Origin of the sequence: Bacillus sp. A01H, from assembly GCF_045277205.1 — a bacterium.
Classification (GTDB): Bacteria; Bacillota; Bacilli; order Bacillales; family Bacillaceae_G; genus Bacillus_A; species Bacillus_A paranthracis.
Window position 1 is genome coordinate 3,819,671 of the sequence record NZ_CP117702.1, and the last position, 21,545, is coordinate 3,841,215.

A 21,545-nucleotide genomic window follows, 5' to 3' on the forward strand; every position below is an offset into this window, starting at 1 on the left:
GAGACTAGGGTGCAAGAAAGAAGCCACCCTTTCCGGTCTCACAGGACTGAATTAAAAGGTTATTATTATGAAGCAATCTGCTTAGATTGTTTTATTTGTTTCGTTTCCGGTAGTAGTAGATTTAACAGTACACCTACAATTGCTGCTAGTGCCATTCCTTCTACTTGGAATGATTCTCCTACGTGAAGTACCGCTCCACCAATACCGATTACTAGTATTACTGATGCAATCATTAAGTTTCGTTTGTCACTTAAATCTGTTTTATCGTCTACCATCATGCGTAATCCGCTTGATGCGATTACACCGAATAGTAAGATTGATACACCACCCATAACTGGTGTGGGGATCGAATGAATCAGTGCAGAAATCTTACCGATAAATCCGAACATGATTGCGAATACCGCTGAACCGATGAATAAGTATACACTGTACGCTCTTGTAATTGCTAGCACACCGATGTTTTCACCATACGTTGTATTCGGTGGTCCACCGATTAGTGATGCGATTAATGTGGCTACTCCATCACCGAAGATTGAACGGTGTAAACCTGGTTTTTTAATTAAATCTCTTTTAATAACATTTCCTAATACAATTTGATGTCCGATATGTTCTGAAATTGTTACTAGTGCAACTGGTACCATCAAGAGTACAATCTTCCATGAAAACTCTGGTGTGTATGTTACAAATGGTACTGTGAAATCTGGTACAACAAACCATTTTGCCTCAGCTACCGGCTTTAAGTCTACTAACCCTTGGAAGTAAGCGAAGATATATCCGCCGATAATGCCAAGTAACACTGGTATGATACTGAAAAATCCTCTTCCGAATATTGAGCATATAATTGTAATTGCTAATGTTACTAATGCTACTGAAAAGTGTGTAAAGCTATATTTGCCATCCGCACCATTCATCGCCATGTTAACTGCTGTATGTGCTAAAGCTAGCCCGATTACCATTACTACTGGACCAACTACGATTGGTGGTAGTAATTTCATAATCCACTCTGATCCTGATTTCTTAATTCCGAGTGAGATTAAGATGTATACAAGTCCTGCTAGCAAACCACCAAGCATTGCTGCTCCAGGCCCCCCTGCCGTTTTTGCTGTTATAATCGGTGCGATAAAGGCGAATGATGATCCTAGATAGGCAGGTACTTGACCTTTCGTTATAAGAAGAAACGCTAACGTTCCTAATCCACTTGATATTAATGCTACTGACGGATTCAATCCTGTTAAAAACGGAACAAGCACTGTTGATCCAAACATCGCGAACAAATGTTGTATACTTAAAAATAACCATTTTCCCGGTTTCGGTACTTCATTAACGTCTAACACTGGCTTTTGTTCCATTGTTACATCCTCCTTCAGTTTAAATCTTTGCAATAAAAAAACTCTTTGTGCCTGTGCACAAAGAGTCCTACACTTTCGTATGCCAAATTTGACATATGAAAGCCAAGACCCTTTGGCAGCCTCACAGGACTACATTTAAAAGGGCTTTACTTATCGTATATGCTTACTCGATCTTGTTGATCTGTCTCTTGCAAATCAACTTCGATACGCTCTTCACTTGATGTTGGAATGTTCTTTCCTACATAATCAGCGCGAATTGGTAGTTCACGATGACCTCTATCAACAAGAACCGCCAGTTGGATTTGTGATGGTCTACCTAAATCCATAAGAGCATCCATTGCTGCTCGAACTGTTCTGCCTGTATATAATACATCATCTACAAGGATAACTTTTTTCTTCGTAATATCTACAGGGATATCAGAACCTTTTACAAGTGGTTCTTTATTTTTCGATTGTAGCGTTAAATCATCACGATATAACGTAATGTCTAGCTCTCCAACCTCTATTTCTTTTCCTTCAATTTGACCAATTCGTTCTGCCAAACGTTGTGCAATAAAAATTCCACGAGTTTTAATTCCGACAAGAACACAATTATCGACACCTTTATTTCGTTCCACGATTTCATGACTAATTCGTGTTAAAGCGCGGCGAATCATTTGGTCATCTAAAACGACAGCTTTCTCTTGCATGCTCTACACCTCCAAGCTTTTTTCTTGCGTGAGAGTAATGGTATAAAAAAAGTCCTCTCAGCGTGTGCGAGAGGACTTTTGAAAAAGGGTATAGCACACCCTATGCATTTCAAACCGTTACCTTCTCAACCTCACGGGGCTGTGTTAAAGGATCATTATTTAACTGTTGTCAGTATCTCAGTTTTCTTATGATTTGTCAATACTATTTTCGCAAAATATTTAATGCGTCTTCAAACACTTTTGAAATCGGTGCCTCAAACTGAATATATTCACCAGTACGAGGATGATCAAAGCCTAAAATACCTGCATGAAGTGCTTGTCCGTTCATATCTAATGTTTTCTTTGGTCCATACTTTGGATCTCCTGCAAGTGGATAGCCAATATATTTCATATGAACACGAATTTGATGTGTACGCCCTGTTTCTAAGCGACATTCTACAAGTGTGAAATCTTTGAATCGCTCTAACACTTGGAAATGCGTAACAGCATGCTTACCATTTTCATCAACCGTCATACTTTGGCGTTCTTTCTTATCACGAGCAATCGGAGCATCAATCGTTCCCTTATCGTGCGGAATAACACCGTGTACAATCGCTTTGTAACGTCTCGTTACTGTTTTTGCTACAAGTTGATTTACAAGTGATTCGTGTGCCATATCATTTTTAGCAACCATTAATAGACCAGACGTATCTTTATCAATACGATGTACGATACCCGGACGCATCACACCATTAATGCCTGATAAGTCTGTACAATGGTGCATAAGACCGTTCACAAGTGTACCACTTGTATGACCTGGTGCTGGATGCACAACCATACCACGCGGCTTATTAACAACAAGTACATCTGCATCTTCATAATAAATTTCTAAATTCATATCTTCTGGCTGAATATCTAACTCTTCTGGCTCAGGAATCGTCACTGTAATTTCATCATTTTCTCTAACTTTATAATTCCCTTTTACAGCTTTTCCATTAACTGTAACAACGTCATCTTTAATCCATTGTTGTACTTGTGTACGTGACCATTCATTATTTATTCCTGCAACGAATTTATCAATTCGCTCATTTTTTTGTTCTTCTGCAACTGTTACTTGTACTACTTCACTCATTCAATTACTCCTTCGTTTTCTTGCCTTCTAATAATGTTTGAATAATAATTAATACAACACCAATACATAATGCTGAATCAGCGATATTGAATACTGGATAGTTGTACGAGAAAATATACACGTGAATGAAATCCACTACTTCTTGTCTAAATACACGATCAATAAAATTACCAATTGCTCCGCCTAAAATTAGACCTAATGAAATTCCTAGAAGCTTGTCTGTTTTTGCATATTTTTTCATATAAAATACGATAAATGCTACAAAAACGACTGTAATAATGTAGAAAAACCACATTTTATTTTCTAAAATGCCCCAAGCAGCTCCTCTATTTCGATGTGATGTTATGTATAATACATTATCGATAATCGGAATACTCGTACCTAATTCCATGTTCTTTACAATTAGCCATTTCGATATTTGATCGATGGCAATGACAAATAACGCTATTACATAATATATCATTTTCATTTCCCCCACAAAGACAGTGTACCTCAAAATTTTAGCATAGCTGCAACCTTTTCACAATGAACCTTTATAGAAGAATAAAATAAATTAAAAAAAGGTAATATAATATCGTTGTGCACATTCATACATTTACTTTTTCATAGAAAAATTCATGAATGGTACGTGCAGTCGGCATCGTTTTCATTTGTTTTACCGACATTACTCTCCCTGTGTCTTCACAAATACCATACATATCTATTTCCATTTTAAATAATGCACGTTCTACATCTTTTAAATCCTCTTTTATATCATGTAATAAAAGTTTTTTCTTTATCTCTTCCTTAATTTCATACCCAAGCTCTTCGCTAAACTCTGTATTATATTTGTACATAACCTCTTTAGCTAGCCTCTCTTGTAACTCTTTTCGCATCAATTGCAATTCTTCTTTGATTTCCATATACATTTCATTCACGTGTACATTCCTCCCAGTTGCAATGTACGATTAGTGTGTCCGAAATTTATATGCTTACCTCTCACACATTTTTCCTTCATAGGAAAGAGAGTGAAAGTTATTTCAATATACTGTTAACCAAAAAAATGACTGCACTTTACGTGCAGTCACCCCTTATTATTTTACATAATTTTCTTTAACAACCGTTGCACAACGCTCACATAATGTTTCATGTTCAGCATCTTTACCAATTGTTTCTGAAACTACCCAACAACGTTCACATGTTTCACCCGTTGCTTGAACAACAACAACCGCTGTATGTTCATACTTCGGTGCATCTGCTGGCGCTTCTTCCATCATACCACCAAGTTTGTACTCAGAAACGATGAATAATTGCTTTAAGTCTTCGTTAATAGACTCTAACATAGCTTTCATTTCTGCAGTTGGATATAGCGTAATGCTTGCATTTAATGACTTACCGATTACCTTTTCATTACGAGCTACTTCTAACGCTTTTAATACGTCATCACGCAATGTCATAAATGCATCCCATTTTGTTTTTAATGCTTCTGCACCATCTAATTGTACAGCTTCTGGCATATCAGTTAATTGTACACTTTCTTCTGTTACACCTGGAATGTATGGCCATACTTCATCAGCTGTATGCGGTAAGATTGGTGTTACAAGTTTCGTCAATGCAACAAGAACATCATATAATACAGTTTGAATTGCACGACGATCTTCATGATTCGCACCTTCAATGTATAAAATGTCTTTTGCAAAGTCTAAGTAGAATGAACTTAAATCAATTGTACAGAAGTTATGAATTGCATGATATACAGCAGCGAAGTCGTATGTCTCATATGCTTCTTTTACTTTTGTAATTAAGTCATTTAATTTCACTAACATGTAACGATCTACTTCACGAAGTTCAGCTACAGCTACTGTATTTTCACTTGGCTTAAAGTCGTCTAAGTTTCCTAATAAGAAACGGAATGTGTTACGGATTTTACGATACACTTCTGCTACTTGTTTTAAAATATCATCCGAAATACGTACATCAGATTGATAGTCAACAGAAGATACCCATAATCGTAAAATATCTCCGCCTAATTGATCCATAATTTTCTTCGGTACGACGATGTTTCCAATCGACTTACTCATTTTACGTCCTTCACCATCTAATACGAAACCGTGGCTTAGTACGCCTTTATATGGCGCTTTTCCTGTTACAGCAACTGCTGTCGATAATGAAGAGTTAAACCAACCACGATATTGGTCAGATCCTTCTAAATATAAATCTGCTGGACGTTGTAAGTCATCGCGCTCTTCTAATACTGCTTGGTGAGAAGAACCTGAGTCGAACCATACATCCATGATGTCTGTTTCTTTACGGAATTCACCATTTGGGCTACCTGGATGTGTAAATCCTTCTGGTAATAGATCTTTCGCTTCACGCTCAAACCATACGTTAGAACCGTGTTCACGGAATAAATCAGCTACATGGTTAATTGTTTCATCCGTAATGATTGGATCACCATTCTCAGCATAGAATACAGGTATTGGCACACCCCATGCACGTTGACGAGAAATACACCAGTCACCACGGTCACGAACCATGTTATGAAGACGAGTTTCGCCCCATGCTGGTACCCATTTTGTTTCCGCAACAGCTTCTAATAACTCTTTACGGAATGCTTCAATAGATGCAAACCACTGTGCTGTCGCACGGAAAATAATAGGTTTTTTCGTTCTCCAATCATGTGGATATGAATGCGTAATGAATGTTAGCTTCAGTAATGCGCCTACTTCTTCTAATTTTTCTGTAATTGGCTTGTTAGCTTTATCATAGAATAAGCCTTCAAATCCAGGTGCTTCCTCTGTTAATACACCTTTATCATCAACTGGACAAAGTACTTCTAAGCCATACTTTTTACCAACAATAAAGTCATCTTCCCCGTGTCCTGGTGCTGTATGAACACAACCTGTACCTGCATCTGTTGTTACGTGATCTCCTAGCATAACTAATGAATCACGATCGTAGAATGGATGCTTTGCAACTGTATACTCAAGCTCGCTACCTTTTACTGTTTTCACAACTTCAGCGTTTTCCCACTCTAACGTTTTTGCAACTGTCTCAAATAGTTCAGAAGCAATAATATATTTTTCACCATTTACTTTTACAATAGCGTATTCAAGTTCTGGGTGAACAGAAATACCTAAGTTTGCAGGCAACGTCCAAGGCGTTGTTGTCCAGATAATGTATTTCTCATCACCTTCTAATACGTTCTTTCCATCTTTTACAGGAAATGCTACGTAAATAGATGCTGATTTCTTATCTTGGTATTCAATTTCAGCTTCTGCTAAAGCTGATTCACTCGTTGGTGACCAGTAAACTGGTTTTTGCCCTTTATAGATATAACCTTTTTTCGCCATATCACCAAACACTTTAATTTGTTGTGCTTCATATGCTGGCTCTAAGGTAATGTATGGGTTATCCCAATCAGCACGTACACCTAAACGCTTAAATTGCTCACGCTGACGTTCTACTTGTTCATATGCATACTCTGCACATAACTTACGGAACTCAGCAACTGTCATTTCTTTACGCTTCACACCTTTATTTGTTAAAGCTTGTTCAATTGGTAAACCGTGTGTATCCCAACCTGGGACATATGGTGCACAGAAACCAGTCATTGATTTATAACGAACGATAAAGTCTTTTAATACTTTATTTAATGCATGTCCCATATGAATGTCACCATTCGCATATGGAGGTCCATCATGCAGTACAAATAAAGGACGACCTTTCGTATGTTCTTGTACCTTTTCATAAATATTCATTTCCGCCCACTTTTCTTGCATTGCAGGCTCACGTTTTGGTAAATTCCCACGCATCGGGAACTCTGTTTTTGGCATTAGTAATGTATTTTTGTACTCCATGCTCAATTCCTCCTTACATGTATAAAAGAAAGACCTAAAAAACGGAATAAAAAAGAGACTTTCTCATCCCAAAAAGGGACGAGAAAGTCTCCCGCGGTACCACCCTAGTAGATTCTATACGTATGTATACAATCCTCTTTATATTCTTAACGCGAATATACGCCTACGCTTACTCTATTTGTTCAGCGCGGAACTCCAGGGTGATATTCCCATTATCTCCTTATCCTGAGCTTACACCATCCTCAGTTCGCTATATAAGGTATGAAAAAGGTACTTATCCCTATCTTCGTTTTTCTTAATAAATATGTTGTATAAAATTATATGTAATAATGAGAAAAACGTCAAGCTTACACTGTTTCTTCTTTTTTCAACAGCTCGTCTACTTCGTCTTCTAACTCAATTAGTTTATCCCAATCATCGTTGTTTAACATTTCAAGCTGTGTTTCTAATAACATACGGAAACGAGTGCGGAATACTTTCGCTTGTTTCTTTAGCTCTTCAATATCAAAAGCAACTTTTCTTGATTTTACTAAAGCTTCGTTAATAATACGGTCTGCATTCTTTTCAGCTTCACGTACAATTAATTTCGCTTCTTTTTGGGCATTACGTTTTACTTCTTCCGCTGCTTCTTGTGCAACAACGATAGATTTGTTTAACGTATCTTCAATATTAGAGAAATGATCTAACTTCCCTTCTAATTGCGCAACTTGTTCTTCTAAAGCTTTTTTCTCACGAATGACTAATTCATAATCTTTGATAATTTGATCAAGAAACTCATTTACTTGATCCTCATCATAGCCACGGAATCCGCGACCAAATTCTTTGTTATGAATATCTAATGGTGTTAACGGCACAACGCCACCTCCAAGTAGTTATCTAAATTTCCTCTTTCAATTATATCTTTTCTTCGACAAAATAGGAGGATTTCCTTCTAAAAAACCAATCATTTTAGTATACCATACAAAATTCTCCATTTGTCGCGCTTTGTTCTACCTTCTACAGAAAACAATTTACTGCGTCCATATCCTCTCACTGAAAAAACATCTCCTGGATAACATTCATAAGAGGTTTGCTCCACTGTTTTCCAATTCACTTTTACTAAACCATTTTTTATGAAAGGTTGTACTTTTTGCCTAGATATATGTAACATTTCAGCTAACATAACATCTAAACGAAGTGAAGAAACCGTTCCGGATTTCTCCCCCCACGTTTCTTGTATCTGTAGAATTTTTTCCCCTTGCACTGGTGATAAGGAGACTTTCACTTTTCCTATAGATTGTAAGTTCATCTCAATATAAGATACAACTTCTTTCGCGACTACAATTTGGGCACGATCTTCTTGAAGCAAAATATCACCACATTTTTCTCTCGTTAAACCGAGAGACATAAATGTACCTAATATTTGCCTATGCTCTAGCGTATAAAACTTGGAAGGATAGTCAATTTCCAATACTTCTACTTGAAATTCCTCTTCATTTATTACTAGATAGTCCGGATAAATGAGTGCTCTTTTGCGCTCTGCTTGAGACGTTGCACCATCAAATTGTACAGCAACATCCCCTTGGCCTATTACCATCGTGACAATTTGTTGTTGCCTTGGATCAAGGAAATCTGTTAATTTCACTTGATGGTACTCCGCTGCTCGCTTCCACTCTAACACTTTATCCACAAAGACCACTTCATCAGGTCTAAAATGCTCGTAGATGCTCATACATATAACCTCTTACTATAAGAAATAGCCGAATAAACTTATTAAACCATTTGTCGCAAGTCTTAAAGCAAAGATCGCAACGAGTGGCGAAATATCAATCATACCAAGCGGCGGAATAAATCTGCGAAATGGTTCTAAATATGGTTCACAAATACGCGCAAGAAACTCTCCGAAAGTTGATTCCTTTGCACCTGGGAACCATGATAGGAGAATGTAAATAATAAGTGCCCACGAGTAAATCTCGATAGCATAAACTAAAAGTCTTAAAACGGTTTCCATGGCGTATTACCACCTCTTTATATTTGTGTCTTCTTCTTCACCGAATAACTCTGAAATTGCACCAACTATATCTACATTTTCAGGCGTACACATAAATGTTTTCGGTCCTATTTTTTGAATGTCCCCGCCTATAGCGTATACAGTACCACTTAAAAAGTCAACGATACGTACAGCTTGATCCGTAGACATTCGTTGTAAATTAATTACAACAGCTCGTCTACCTTTTAAATGGTCCGCAATTCCTTGCGCTTCCGAATATGTGCGTGGTTCTAATAAAACAACTTTTGAGGATTGCTTCGCTGTTTCAATGCTCACAACATTTTGTTTCGTTTGCGCTTTTGGAAACGTAACATCTTGTTGTTCTGGCGGATCTTGCTGCTTCTTCATGTCCGTTTGCTCCTTTTCATAACTATATTGAGCTGCTTCTTTTTCTTCAGGTGTATCAAAAAAGAAGTATTTTACTTTTGACCAACTCATAATAAGATTCTCCTTCCTTTTACGCTTTTCCTACTAAAATCGTCCCCAAACGAATGTATGTAGCACCTTCTTCAATTGCAATCGTGTAATCATTAGACATTCCCATTGATAATTCTTTACATGGCGCATGTAATAATTCTAACTCCTGCACCTCTGTTTGTAGCATACGTAATGTCTTAAAACAGCGTCTGATTTCTTCCTCTTCTTCTGTAAACGGAGCCATTGTCATTAGTCCAACCACTTCAATCTTATCCAATTCTTGCAAACTTTGAATAAAAGAAACGGTTTCTTCTATTGCCAATCCTTGCTTTGATTCTTCAGATGATGTTTTCACTTGAATAAAACATTTCACTTTCTTATCCGCACGTTTTTGAATTTCTTTTGCAAGTGAAAGACGATCTAATGAATGTAAATAATCGATTTCATTAATGATTTCTTTTACTTTTCTCGTTTGTAATGATCCAATAAAATGCCAATTCACTTTTGAACCGAAATGTTCATACTTCTGTAAGAAACCTTCATTTCTATTTTCACCTAAATCGATAATTCCTGCTTCAATTACTTCGTTTGTTTTTTCAATTCCTACCGTTTTTGTAACTGCAACGAGTTTAATATCTTGCAAAGAACGTCCCGCTCGCGCGCAAGATTGTTTAATTGCTTCGTTTACAGTTGTTAAATTTGTTTGTACTGTCACTTGCTTTCATCCTCCTTAAAACCTATGAAACTCAACATTCTCCCTGTCTTACCTTGATCACGACGGTGAGAGAAAAACAGTTGTTCTTCACAGCTTGTACAAAGAGATGACATTACAATATTCTCTTCTTTTATGCCTGCTTGTACACATAATATACGATTAATTTCTTTTAAATCAATTGCGTACTGTCCGTCAGAAACTTTTTTATAAGGAACAGAACCGTTTACTACTTGCTCTGCTGCTGTTAACACTCGATCATCAACAACATAACAACAAGATCCAATTGCTGGTCCAATCGCAACATGAATTTCATCACTCGAAATCCCTTCTGCATTCCATTTTTGAATCATTTCTTTTGCAATCTCTTTTACAGTCCCTTTCCATCCAGCATGCGCAAGTCCTATCATACCATGTGATGGTGCATAAAAATAGAGTGGAACACAATCAGCATAACAAGATGTTAAAAGAACATCATTATTAGTCGTATAAATGCCATCTGTTTTTGAAATGCCGTCTTCATATGAATAAACGCCACTTCCTTTTTCCTGTTGTCCTACTTTTTCAACATGATGATCATGAACTTGTTCAGAGCAAATCCAGTTTTCTAATGGTTTTTGTAACTTATTTGCTAAAATGCGTCTATTTTCATGAACGTTCTCGGCAATATCATTCACATGTAATCCTAAATTCATTGCATGAAAGGAGCCCGTACTTATCCCACCATCTTTTGTCGTAAATCCAGCAGTAATGTTTCCAAGTTCTTTCCACGCTTCTAAATACAGTATACCGTCCACATATTTAAATGGTTCTCTCATAACAGCGGCTCCTTTTAATTAAAATAACATAAAAAAGCATGGTACTTCCTGTCTATTTTACCATACTTTTATTTTTTCATAATCCTAACAGAAAAAAAAGAGGAATTTGTAATATTCTTTATGAAATTGTCGGTGTTTGTATTGATTCAGTTACAGAATTAACAGGATTTACTCTAACAAGTATGACATCTTCCCCAATTTTCACAATTTCTTTCCAAGGAATTACAATTTCTACGTCTTTCCCAAAAATCCCAAACATACGTGCCTGTTTAGAAATAATAATAGAATCGATCTTCCCTGTGTTCATATCAATTTCAATATCACCAATATTACCCAGCCTTTTTCCGTCTGAAACATTTATTATATCTTTCATCTGCAATTCCGAAATTTGTATCACTTTCATCCTCTCCCTTATATATGACGAATCGAAAAAACATTGTTTCTCAAATGAACAGGAAGCAACCTCTTACCCACTTCATATTATTTTCATTATATGAACACAGCTACCCTACTATGAGCGCAAACAAACTATATGACATATAAAAAGGTTTCACCATAAATGGTGAAACCTTATCCTTGAATTGTCTTATTCATTTGTTTAATAGCTGATTTCTCTAAACGTGACACTTGTGCTTGAGAAATCCCAATTTCTTCTGCAACTTCCATTTGTGTTTTCCCTTGGAAGAAACGTTTGCGAATAATCATTTTCTCACGATCATTTAAACGCTTCATTCCTTCTTTTAGTGCTAGCTCTTCAACCCACTGCTCGTCCTTTTGTTTTTCATCACTTAACTGATCCATAACAAAGATAGGATCTCCCCCATCGTTATAAATCGGCTCAAATAATGAAACTGGATCTTGAATTGCATCTAAAGCAAAAACGATTTCTTCATGAGTCACTTCAAGCACTTTTGCAATATCCATTGCTGTTGGTTCTTTTGAATTTTCTGCAATCAACTTTTCTCTTACTTGTAACGCTTTATACGCAATATCTCGTAATGAACGAGATACGCGAATCGGATTGTTATCACGCAAATATCTGCGTATTTCCCCAATAATCATCGGCACAGCATACGTTGAAAATTTTACATTTTGGCCTAAATCAAAATTATCAATGGATTTCATAAGTCCGATACAACCAACTTGAAATAAATCGTCAACATATTCTCCTCTGTTATTAAATCTTTGGATGACGCTCAGTACAAGACGTAAGTTTCCATTCACTAATTTCTCTCTTGCGCTTATCTCTCCACTTTGCATTTCACGAAATAATTTACGCATTTCATCATTTTTTAGTACGGGAAGTTTAGCTGTATCAACACCGCAAATTTCTACTTTGTTTCTCGTCAAAGTGTTCCCTCCTATCGGGAGTTGCTGTACAGTGTAAAGTATTTCCTTTGAAGGAGATTTTATGCATGCGGTTTTCTCTTCATTTTTCATTTTCGTTGTCCTTCCTCATACAACGAAAGAGAATAAGACCAGCCTACATAACGGCTGGTCTTATTCTTTACACCATTTTATTAAATTCTTTTCGTAATCTTTTTATGATTCTTTTTTCTAAACGCGAAATGTATGACTGTGAAATCCCAAGCATATCCGCTACATCTTTTTGCGTCTTTTCCTCTCCTCCTGCAAGCCCAAACCGAAGTTCCATAATTTGTTTTTCACGATCATTTAATTGATGTAATGCTTTCATTAGAAGATGACGATCAACAGTAGCTTCTAAATCTTTTGTAATAATATCATCGTCTGTCCCTAATACATCTGATAATAAAAGTTCATTCCCGTCCCAATCGATGTTAAGCGGTTCATCAAAAGAAACTTCTGAACGATTTTTATTATTCCGGCGCAAATGCATTAAAATTTCATTTTCTATACAACGTGATGCATATGTTGCTAATTTTATTTTCTTTTCTGGATTAAATGTATTTACCGCTTTAATAAGCCCAATTGTTCCAATGCTAATTAAATCTTCAATATTTATCCCTGTATTTTCAAACTTTCTTGCTATATATACAACTAGCCGTAAATTGCGTTCAATCAGTAACGACCTTGCTGCCTGATCTCCTTTTGGCAATTTATTCAAAAGAACTTCCTCTTCTTCTTTCGTTAACGGTGGTGGTAACGCTTCACTTCCACCAATGTAATAAATTTCATCGGTCTTAATTCCTAATTTCAACAATACTTTATACCAAAGGTATACTAAATAAAATTTTAATTTCATCATATTATCCCGCCTCCCATTATTAAGCAATTACCATTTTTTGCGAAATTAACATTTTCGGATGCACAATACATTGATACTCTCCATTGGTTGACAACTGTTGTGTATTTAATCCAATCAATACTTTATTGACGACAATAGAACTACCTTCATGATAAATTTGTACACTTTCTGGCTTAATTGCCCATAAAAATTGATTCTCTACTCCTACTGCTCGGAAAGGAATTAAGCGTAATTTTGTCGCCCACCCAGAATCATTTTCTGGTATTTGAGGAATCTCTGTTTTGGAATAAATTTGTTCTGTTAACCAAGCTGGTAAACAATGTTCTAACGATGAAATATGCATAATCATAACAGGTGTTTTCGTTAACGGGTCGTAAAGTTGATTCCCACTATCAATTAAACCTGCGAGTTCTAGTTCCTCTTCAGCTAATTGAATTTTCAATTTCACAATTTGATCATAGTGTATTTTTGTAACCTCTACGCTTTCAATACGCTTTTTAGAAAAATAATAAATGACTGGAAAACCAAAAATAACGAACAACCAACTAATTGGGTCACCATAAGAAATTGATTGAGATTGAACCAACCCATTTACCATTTCATTCGTTTGCAAAAAGAAATGAGTGCCCATTAATCCTCCGCCAACCATAAAGGTTACAAAGTAAAAAGTAAAAACAGTTTGTGCATAATTTCTAAATGTTGTAAACCCAAATGCTGTATACACAATAAATAACGAGTACAGTAGTTTCATAATCGGATGTGTCATCATAGAAGCAAAAGGAGTAAAGGCAAAAATAACAATGGTTGAACCTATCAATGCCCCTAACACAAGCCTCCATCTTTTGATCTTCTTTTTTAACACGGTAGCCGTTAATAAAAGTAAAAGAAAATCAATGCAGGCGTTTAACAACCAAACAACGTCGGCGTAAACAACCAAACAATTCACCTCTTTTTTTAAGTTGAGACTAGTATAATGCATATCCAATAGGAAAGTGTGTCAATTTGCGGAGGTGTTTTTTTGTTATTTTGTGCTTTCTAGACATAATCTGTCGGTAAAAAATAAAAGTATATGTTTCATAGAATGCTATATACTTTTTACTTACATATAAAGTGAAACTTTAATCACCACGCACCAATCATGTTATCCGGCAAATAGCGAAATAGATTAAAATATATAAAATAAAAAAAGACCTGCTTAGGCAGATCTTTTCCCCGTATAAAACAAAAAAGGAGCATAAATGCTCCTTTTCTTTTATCGTCTACGACGATTACGTAAGAATGCTGGAATATCGATATCATCTGAATCTGAATGACGCTCATGTACAACTGGCTCTTCACGCTTCATTTCACGTTTTACTTCACGTTGTTTTGGTGGTTGAGCTACTGGCTGTTGCTGTTGTTGCGTGTGATTCACATTCGGACGGATAATTGGTTTTGGTGGTTGAGTTGCAATTGTATCATCAAAACCAGTTGCAATTACAGTTACAACGATATCATCTTTTAATCCTTCATTAATAACCGAACCGAAGATCATATTTACTTCTGGATCTGAAGCTGAAGCTACAATATCTGCCGCTTCTTGTACTTCATATAAGCTTAAGTTAGCTCCACCAGTAATATTCATGATAACACCTTGAGCTCCATCAATAGATGTTTCTAATAATGGACTAGAAATCGCTTTTTTCGCAGCTTCAGCAGCACGATTTTCTCCATTACCAGAACCAATACCCATTAAAGCAGAACCTCTATTAGACATAATTGTTTTTACGTCTGCGAAGTCTAAGTTAATTAAACCTGGTGTTGCAATTAAATCAGAAATACCTTGAACACCTTGACGTAATACGTTATCCGCTTCACGGAATGCCTCTAACATTGGCGTGTTTTTATCAACAATCTCTAATAAGCGATCGTTTGGAATTACAATAAGTGTATCTACATTTTCTTTAAATGCTGCAATACCAGATGCCGCTTGTGTTGCACGCTTACGTCCTTCAAATGTAAATGGACGTGTTACAACACCAACTGTTAATGCACCTAATTCTTTTGCCACTTGAGCAACAACTGGCGCTGCACCAGTTCCAGTTCCGCCGCCCATACCAGCAGTTACGAATACCATATCAGCACCACGAAGTGCTTCTTGGATCTGTTCTTTACTTTCTTCTGCAGCTTTTTTCCCTACTTCAGGGTTTGCACCTGCACCAAGTCCACGTGTTAATTTTCCACCAATTTGCATTTTTGTTTCAGCTTTTGATAGATTTAATGCTTGTGCATCAGTATTCACAGCGATAAAGTCTACACCTTGTACACCGTGTTCAATCATACGGTTTACAGCATTGTTTCCGCCACCGCCGACACCGATAACTTTTATATTCGCTAATTGATCTTGAGTAGTATCAAACTCTAACATGTCGAAATCCCCCTAGAACCTCATTTTTCGTGTCCAATTTTAATCCCATAAATAACGGAATACACGTTTTACTTTTGACATCATACGGTCATCATTTTGATTATTATTGTTTTGATTACGAGTTTTTTGTTTCGCAGGTTGCTGTTGTACCGGCGCTGGAGCTTGTGCTGGTACTGGTTCAAAATGCTCTTGCTTTTCCTGTACATTTTTCCCACGTAATTTAGCTTTTTGATAAGAATGTTTAATTAATCCTACTCCACTTGTATATTGTGGCTCACGCACACCAATATAATCAGGAGTTGCTATACGAACATTTTCATGTAAAATATCATATGCAAGATCAAGGACACCTGGCATAGAAGCAATTCCACCAGTTAGTACATAACCAGAAGCTACTTGCTTTACTCCTAACTTACGCACTTCATCTTGAACAAACATTAAAATTTCCTCTACACGAGCCTCTATTATATCCGATAATTCCAACTGAGAATATTGTTCTGTTTGATCGCTTCCCATAATAGGAACCGTAAACATCTCTTCTTCAGATGCTGTATCATAAAAAGCATGTCCATATTTCAACTTAATTTGATCTGCATTTTCTGTTGAAGTTTTCAACCCAATTGCAATATCCTTCGTTATATGGTCTCCACCTAATGGTAATACGCTCGTCGCTTGTAACTCTCCATCTTTAAAAATAGATAAAGTTGTAGATCCTCCGCCCATATCAACAAGGGCTACTCCTCTATTTTTTTCATCCGAAGATATAGCAACTGTTGCAGCCGCTAAAGGTTGAAGACAAATATCAACAATTTCAAGACCTGCTTTTTCTACACAACGAAGTAGGTTATGTAGTAAAGTTCTCGAGCCTGTAATAAGTGTACCTTCCATTTCTAATCTTACACCGATCATCCCGCGTGGATCGTTAATCTCGTCAAGACCGTCTACAATGAACTGTCGAGGTACCACATCAATAAACTCACGTTCTGGAGCAATTGACACAACTTGTGCTGCATCTAGAACGCGTAAGACATCTTCATTCCCGATTTCACGATCTTCATTTGAAACAGCGACTACTCCGTGACAAGGAAGTAGTTGTACCTGGTTTGCATTGACACCTACTACAACTTGCTCAATGTGGATTCCCACCATGCGCTCAGCTTGTTCAATTGCTTTTTTAATTGATCGAACAGTCTCGTCTATATCAACTATCGATCCCTTCTTTAAACCATTTGATTTTACATTTCCAACACCAATAATGTTTAAGCTGTCATTAACCATTTCACCAATGATGACTTTAACATTGGATGTACCGATGTCAAGACTAACATATATTTCATTGCTGTTCATTCTTTGGCACCTCCTTCTTTATTTATACCATACAACTCAATATATGGAACAACAATCGCAACTTTACTATTTATAAGAAAAATATTCAACGTCTTTATACGTTTCCCTTTTTTAACCCTATATTTTTCTTATTTTTATTTAACATTCATTTAAGAATATCGCAGTAAACTGTGAATAACTGCTTATCTTGAAATAATTCCATTTCAAGTGTAAAGATTACCGCCAAGTATAAGTCTACACTAAGATGTACTCATAGAAAAGTGAAACTTGTACCAATCCTAGTATGAATCTAAGAATTTTTACATCTTTTTCATCAAATGAACCATTCTTGTAAATTCAGGCACATCCAATAGAACGTTCGTTTCGTTTTTTCTACAATAACGTAGCGAACACTATCTTTCTATTCTTTTTTTTCTTCCGCCCCTAATTCTTTCGTATATGCCCCTACTTCTAAGTCAATTAATACCTTTTTACCCGGCTCAATTGTTTTTAAGATAAGTGGATAAGCTTCCATACGTTTTGCGAAATTTTGAATCGTAGTGCTCACTTCATACCCTTCATTCATATATAAAGTAAGGTGGTCTTCATTCGCATTCGTCGGTGAATAACGAATTTCAGAAATAGACCTTAAAATAGTTGGGGTTAATTTTTCAAGCTCAGCAATTAACTCCTTCATTTTTTCCTCTTTAAAAGGTTCAAAAATTGGTGCTGCAACAGGAAGTTTTCCGTTCGGGAGTACATCAAGTGTTTTCCCATTCTCTAATAACGGTTGTAATTTCCCTTCTTTGTTTATATAACCAATCGTTAAATATTCTTCAATATGAACGTCAATTTTATTTGGAAAACGTTTCTTTACATTTACTGCTTTAATTTCTTTTCGTTTCGTTAAATTTTCTTCAGCTTTATGTGCTGTCACCCGGAAATAACTTGTATCATACGTCACACCTGATTCCTTCATCACTTGTTCATCTGTCATATAATGATTTCCAAACACACTTATCTTTTTTATATTGCTAAGCGGAGACCGAAAATAAATTAAAAAGAGAACTAATAGAAATAAAATTGATATGTATAAAATCAACCGATGATTAACATTTTTCTTCTTTTTTTTCTGTTGATTTTTTAACTTTGGTACACGATCCTGTAGTTTAATTACTTTACTATTTTTCATGTACGATCCCCCTACGTAACATAAAGAACGGCATGTTCCTCATGCCGTTCTTATCTTCTTATTATAACATAAATGATAATGAGCGGAACGAATAACCGTTATCTTCCAATGATTTCTACTTCTGTATGCATTTCTACGCCAAATCCATCCTTAATTGTTTGTTTTATTAATGCAATTAAAGATAAGACATCTTGCGCGCTGGCTCCCCCAGTATTAATAATAAAATTCCCATGCATTTCAGAAATTTGAGCTCCACCTATTTGATAACCACGAAGCCCCGCCTTTTCTATTAAATCTCCTGCAAAGTATGGAGTTGGATTCCGAAACACACTTCCTGCACAAGGGTGATTCCATGGCTGTGTTTCACGACGGTAATCTTTATTCTTTTGCATAACACTTACAATTCCTTCACGCTCTCCTATCTGCAATTGAAACTCAGCCTCCAAAACAATACCAGGACGTTTCGTTTGCAATACAGATGTACGATAGGAAAACTCCATTTCTCCATGCGTTAACCAGTCAATTGTTCCGTCTTCAAACAAAATAAGAGCTTTTGATAATATGTTTGATATATCCGAATTATGTGCTCCTGCATTCATATACACTGCACCGCCAACACTTCCTGGAATACCACTTGCGAACTCCAGACCGGCTAACCCTTGCCGACTAAGTAAAGTTGATAATTTAATTAGGGGATACCCACCACCAACTCTTACTCTATGTTTTTCGACTTCTAAGTGGTCTAATCCTTCTCCTAAACGAATAACGACACCTTCTATACCTAGATCAGATACAAGAAGGTTCGAACCGCGACCAATTACAGTCCACTTTGTTTTATATTTCTTTACTAACTGCAACGTTTTTTCAATACCGGCAACATGCTTTGGCACAATTAAAATATCAGCTGGTCCACCTATTTTCATAGTTGTATAACGTGCTAACGGTTCATCCACTAACACGCGACCAACATTTGCTTCTATAAGCTCATTTACTAATTGCTCCATAAACAATCTCCCCCATACTAAGCATCCTTATTACAGTAGTATGCAGGGCGTTCACCTAACGTTATTTTTTTACAAGCTTATTCATTACTTCATACAACTTATTTGCTGCATCTGGAATACCTAATTGCCCAGCAGCAAGCTTCATATTTTGTAATGTTTGTGCATCTAATAAAATCTCGTCAATATCACGAATAAGTGTTTCAGCTGTTAAATCTTTTTCAAGCAACATTTTTGCTGCTCCTTTATCGACAACAGAACGTGCATTTTTTTCCTGATGGTTATTTGTTACATAAGGACTCGGAATTAACACACTTGGCTTACCTAACGCTGTTAATTCTGCAAGTGTTGTTGCTCCAGCTCTTGAGACAACAAGGTCTACACCTGTAAGTACTTCTGGCATATTATGAATGAAAGGTTTAATAATAACATTATTCGGGTTCCCTTTTTGCTTCACTGCATCCATCACTTTGTCGTAATGAACTTCACCTGTTACATACAATATTTCGTAACTTTTATTTCCAAACTGTTCAATTGCCTCTACGAAAGCATCGTTAATTGGTCTAGCCCCACGGCTGCCACCAAAAATAAGCACGGATTTTTTAGGAAGAGATAAACCTACTGAACGTTTTCCTTTCATTCCATTTTGATCCATTACTTCTGACGCTCGTGGGTTTCCTGTCATGACCACTTTTGACTGCGGAAAATGTTCTGCAGCCGCTTCAAAACAAACTGCAACTTTATCAACATAGCGGCTTAAAAATTTATTCGTTACACCAGGTACACTATTTTGTTCATGTACAATAGTTGGAATACCTAATTTTGCCGCAGCATATACAACAGGTCCACATACATATCCACCTGTTCCAATTACAATATCTGGATTGAAACGACGAATATATCGTTTACTATCTTGTACACCTTTTAGAAAACACATCACCGTTTTCACGTTATCTAACGATATTTTACGCTTAAATCCACTTATAACAATAGATTGAAACGGTATACCTGCTTTGGGCACGATTGTGCTCTCTAATCCATTCTCCGTACCAATATATAAAAACCTTGCTTCCGGATTTAATTTTTTTATTTCTCTTATTAAAGCAAGAGCCGGATAAATATGACCTCCAGTGCCCCCACCACTTACTAATACACGCACTACTAACTCCTCCGCTTCTCTTTTTCTTATTACAGTCGTATTTATTTCTATATACATATTGTTTCTTCGTACACATACGAAAAACCCTGTCTTATAAAACAGGGTTTAGTAGCGAGAATGGCGACTTATATTTAATAATACACCTACTGCCATTAACATTAATGTCAAACTTGATCCACCATAACTTAAAAACGGCAAAGTAATACCCGTAACAGGCATCAATCCTGTTACAACACCAACATTAATCATTACTTGAATCGCAATCATCGCCACAATACCTACTGCTAAAAACGTACCATATAAATCTGGCGCTCCTAAAGCTATACGAATCCCACGCCATAATAATAGACTAAATAATAATAACACAAATGAACCACCAATAAAACCTAATTCCTCGGATAAGATTGCAAATATAAAGTCTGTTTGCGGTTCAGGTAAATAAAGAAACTTTTGTCTACTTTGTCCAAGTCCAAGCCCGAATAATCCACCTGGTCCAATTGCGAGTAACGATTGAATAATTTGAAATCCACTTCCAAGCGGATCTGACCACGGGTCTAAATATGATGTAATACGTTTCATCCGATACGGTGCTGATGCAATTAGCCCTACAAATCCTGCTACACCAAGCAAACCAAACATTGCAAAGTGAAAGACTCTTGCTCCTGAGATAAATATCATAATGATACATGTCCCAACCATTACCGTCCCTGTACCAAGGTCGGGCTGTAACATAATCATTCCGAAAGCAAGAAATACAAAACCTAAAGCTGGTAGTAAACCACGTTTAAAAGAGGTAATTAATTTTTGTCGTTCCGCTAAAAATTTCGCTAAGAAAATAATCATCGCAAACTTCATAAATTCGGACGGTTGAATGGAAAATGCCCCGATTCCAATCCAACTTCGCGCTCCTCCTCGAACAAGACCTACTCCAGGAATAAGAACGAGAATAAGAAGAATGAAGCAAACTAGCAAAATTACTTTTGAATACGTACGCCACACCCAATAATCAATTTTCATAATAAAAAACATAGCCACTACACCAAGACCTGCGAATAGCAATTGCCTTTTTGCAAAAAAGAATGAGTCCCCCATTTTATAAGAGGCCCAAACCGCACTCGCACTATAAACCATAATCATTCCGATTGTTAACAACGCAAGTGTAACGATGATGAGAATAAAATCAGGCGTTTTCTTCATTACCCATAAACACCACCTCTTTAGGCAGAAACTTTTGCCCTATGTAACAAAACATCAGTAGGTGTTAGCCTA

At 36.5% G+C, this 21,545-nt stretch carries 22 protein-coding genes and 1 other annotated feature; all 22 genes read right to left on the bottom strand.

The window, feature by feature from the left end; all coding sequences use genetic code 11:
- Nucleotides 1–65 precede the first annotated feature (65 nt).
- Nucleotides 66–1,349, bottom strand: a complete 1,284-nt coding sequence (gene uraA, locus PSR14_RS20025; RefSeq protein ID WP_000435929.1) for a uracil permease — start codon at nucleotides 1,347–1,349, stop codon at nucleotides 66–68.
- A 146-nt stretch (nucleotides 1,350–1,495) separates the two neighbouring features.
- Nucleotides 1,496–2,038 (bottom strand): bifunctional pyrimidine operon transcriptional regulator/uracil phosphoribosyltransferase, encoded by a 543-nt coding sequence (gene pyrR, locus PSR14_RS20030; RefSeq protein WP_001156487.1) that lies wholly within the window; start codon nucleotides 2,036–2,038, stop codon nucleotides 1,496–1,498.
- Nucleotides 2,039–2,240: 202 nt separating this feature from the next.
- On the bottom strand, nucleotides 2,241–3,149 hold the full coding sequence (locus PSR14_RS20035) for an RluA family pseudouridine synthase (protein ID WP_098486966.1): 909 nt from the start codon (nucleotides 3,147–3,149) through the stop codon (nucleotides 2,241–2,243).
- Between the two features lie 4 nt (nucleotides 3,150–3,153).
- The gene (gene lspA, locus PSR14_RS20040; RefSeq protein ID WP_000642177.1) at nucleotides 3,154–3,612 is read right to left on the bottom strand and encodes a lipoprotein signal peptidase LspA; all 459 of its coding nucleotides are present in this window, start codon (nucleotides 3,610–3,612) and stop codon (nucleotides 3,154–3,156) included.
- Between the two features lie 124 nt (nucleotides 3,613–3,736).
- The gene (locus PSR14_RS20045; RefSeq protein WP_001004664.1) at nucleotides 3,737–4,066 is read right to left on the bottom strand and encodes a molecular chaperone DnaK; all 330 of its coding nucleotides are present in this window, start codon (nucleotides 4,064–4,066) and stop codon (nucleotides 3,737–3,739) included.
- A gap of 156 nt (nucleotides 4,067–4,222) precedes the next feature.
- Entirely contained in the window at nucleotides 4,223–6,988 is a 2,766-nt protein-coding gene (ileS2, locus tag PSR14_RS20050) for an isoleucine--tRNA ligase (RefSeq protein WP_098486965.1), read from the bottom strand.
- A 71-nt stretch (nucleotides 6,989–7,059) separates the two neighbouring features.
- Nucleotides 7,060–7,284, bottom strand: a binding site (T-box leader).
- 51 nt (nucleotides 7,285–7,335) lie between these two features.
- A complete protein-coding gene (gene divIVA / locus PSR14_RS20055; protein WP_001131612.1) occupies nucleotides 7,336–7,842 on the bottom strand; it encodes a septum site-determining protein DivIVA in 507 nt (168 codons plus the stop codon).
- A gap of 89 nt (nucleotides 7,843–7,931) precedes the next feature.
- Nucleotides 7,932–8,699 carry an RNA-binding protein gene (locus PSR14_RS20060; RefSeq protein WP_000029725.1) on the bottom strand — a complete coding sequence of 256 codons (768 nt, stop codon included), beginning with the start codon at nucleotides 8,697–8,699 and terminating at the stop codon, nucleotides 7,932–7,934.
- A 15-nt stretch (nucleotides 8,700–8,714) separates the two neighbouring features.
- The gene (locus PSR14_RS20065; RefSeq protein ID WP_000450920.1) at nucleotides 8,715–8,978 is read right to left on the bottom strand and encodes a YggT family protein; all 264 of its coding nucleotides are present in this window, start codon (nucleotides 8,976–8,978) and stop codon (nucleotides 8,715–8,717) included.
- Between the two features lie 6 nt (nucleotides 8,979–8,984).
- Nucleotides 8,985–9,455 (bottom strand): cell division protein SepF, encoded by a 471-nt coding sequence (locus tag PSR14_RS20070; RefSeq protein ID WP_000119138.1) that lies wholly within the window; start codon nucleotides 9,453–9,455, stop codon nucleotides 8,985–8,987.
- Between the two features lie 19 nt (nucleotides 9,456–9,474).
- The gene (locus tag PSR14_RS20075) at nucleotides 9,475–10,149 is read right to left on the bottom strand and encodes a YggS family pyridoxal phosphate-dependent enzyme (protein WP_000218169.1); all 675 of its coding nucleotides are present in this window, start codon (nucleotides 10,147–10,149) and stop codon (nucleotides 9,475–9,477) included.
- Nucleotides 10,146–10,964 (bottom strand): peptidoglycan editing factor PgeF, encoded by an 819-nt coding sequence (gene pgeF / locus PSR14_RS20080; RefSeq protein WP_001208999.1) that lies wholly within the window; start codon nucleotides 10,962–10,964, stop codon nucleotides 10,146–10,148. Before pgeF ends, PSR14_RS20075 begins: the two co-directional genes overlap by 4 nt.
- A gap of 118 nt (nucleotides 10,965–11,082) precedes the next feature.
- A complete protein-coding gene (locus PSR14_RS20085; protein WP_001998116.1) occupies nucleotides 11,083–11,367 on the bottom strand; it encodes a YlmC/YmxH family sporulation protein in 285 nt (94 codons plus the stop codon).
- A 167-nt stretch (nucleotides 11,368–11,534) separates the two neighbouring features.
- On the bottom strand, nucleotides 11,535–12,314 hold the full coding sequence (gene sigG / locus PSR14_RS20090; RefSeq protein WP_000197753.1) for an RNA polymerase sporulation sigma factor SigG: 780 nt from the start codon (nucleotides 12,312–12,314) through the stop codon (nucleotides 11,535–11,537).
- 157 nt (nucleotides 12,315–12,471) lie between these two features.
- Entirely contained in the window at nucleotides 12,472–13,191 is a 720-nt protein-coding gene (sigE, locus tag PSR14_RS20095; protein ID WP_000976948.1) for an RNA polymerase sporulation sigma factor SigE, read from the bottom strand.
- Nucleotides 13,192–13,210: 19 nt separating this feature from the next.
- On the bottom strand, nucleotides 13,211–14,128 hold the full coding sequence (gene spoIIGA / locus PSR14_RS20100) for a sigma-E processing peptidase SpoIIGA (protein ID WP_406644050.1): 918 nt from the start codon (nucleotides 14,126–14,128) through the stop codon (nucleotides 13,211–13,213).
- 315 nt (nucleotides 14,129–14,443) lie between these two features.
- Nucleotides 14,444–15,598 carry a cell division protein FtsZ gene (gene ftsZ, locus PSR14_RS20105; protein ID WP_000888991.1) on the bottom strand — a complete coding sequence of 385 codons (1,155 nt, stop codon included), beginning with the start codon at nucleotides 15,596–15,598 and terminating at the stop codon, nucleotides 14,444–14,446.
- A 39-nt stretch (nucleotides 15,599–15,637) separates the two neighbouring features.
- Nucleotides 15,638–16,945 carry a cell division protein FtsA gene (ftsA, locus tag PSR14_RS20110; protein ID WP_001087555.1) on the bottom strand — a complete coding sequence of 436 codons (1,308 nt, stop codon included), beginning with the start codon at nucleotides 16,943–16,945 and terminating at the stop codon, nucleotides 15,638–15,640.
- Nucleotides 16,946–17,345: 400 nt separating this feature from the next.
- Nucleotides 17,346–18,116: a cell division protein DivIB gene (gene divIB, locus PSR14_RS20115; RefSeq protein ID WP_000798230.1), complete on the bottom strand. Its 771-nt coding sequence runs from the start codon at nucleotides 18,114–18,116 to the stop codon at nucleotides 17,346–17,348.
- A gap of 98 nt (nucleotides 18,117–18,214) precedes the next feature.
- A complete protein-coding gene (gene murB, locus PSR14_RS20120; protein WP_000437040.1) occupies nucleotides 18,215–19,120 on the bottom strand; it encodes a UDP-N-acetylmuramate dehydrogenase in 906 nt (301 codons plus the stop codon).
- 61 nt (nucleotides 19,121–19,181) lie between these two features.
- A complete protein-coding gene (gene murG, locus PSR14_RS20125) occupies nucleotides 19,182–20,276 on the bottom strand; it encodes an undecaprenyldiphospho-muramoylpentapeptide beta-N-acetylglucosaminyltransferase (RefSeq protein ID WP_406644052.1) in 1,095 nt (364 codons plus the stop codon).
- 105 nt (nucleotides 20,277–20,381) lie between these two features.
- Nucleotides 20,382–21,473: a stage V sporulation protein E gene (spoVE, locus tag PSR14_RS20130; protein ID WP_000753510.1), complete on the bottom strand. Its 1,092-nt coding sequence runs from the start codon at nucleotides 21,471–21,473 to the stop codon at nucleotides 20,382–20,384.
- Nucleotides 21,474–21,545 lie beyond the last annotated feature (72 nt).